Genomic DNA, 555 nt, shown 5'->3' with positions numbered 1-555 from the left:
TTTTATCGAACTTAAGCGAGAAGACTCCTTCCTCAAACACGTCAGTGTTAGGTGGGAGATGAATCGCTTCTTTTTTTTGAAATTAAAAAGCAAACCACAAGACAAACGTCAGTTCGTTTTGGTATAATTATGGTACAAAAACTTTCAGAAAGGGTGTGTTGAAATTGACAACAAAGGCTTATTTTTCGAATCGTGTGTACAAAAATGTAACTACAAAAGCTGCCGTTGAAGATACACAACACACTCTTTTTGTGTTCAATCAAGCAAAACACTATCGCGTTCAAAGCGAAGTTCGCGAAAAGCGCGGTTCAAAAGAAAAAGGTAAATCTTCGATTCACCAACAGGTGAAAGCAAGATTTAATTTAACAGATTACTACGCAAATAGCGCCGTACAAGAAGGGAAAGCCTTACTTTCAGCGCAACAAGAGCTAACAAAAATGTATATTTCCAACAAAGAAGCACAAATAAGCTCTGTTAAAAAGAAAATTAAAAGTACGAAATCTCGCTTAACTGTTTTGAACAAAATCAAAAATTCGTTTATAAAAGGAAATCCGA

The 555-nt window shown here is 35.3% G+C and carries 1 pseudogene; it reads left to right on the top strand.

The features are described 5' to 3' along the window. Positions 1 to 164 precede the first annotated feature (164 nt). A pseudogene (locus D2K40_RS03655) lies at positions 165 to 555 on the top strand (hypothetical protein); the annotation flags it as partial.

The sequence above is a fragment of the Paraliobacillus quinghaiensis genome, assembly GCF_003426025.1.
Taxonomy (GTDB): domain Bacteria; phylum Bacillota; class Bacilli; order Bacillales; family Amphibacillaceae; genus Paraliobacillus_A; species Paraliobacillus_A quinghaiensis.
The sequence above is the reverse complement of the archived record's forward strand: the minus strand, read 5'-3'. Positions and strand labels throughout refer to the sequence as shown.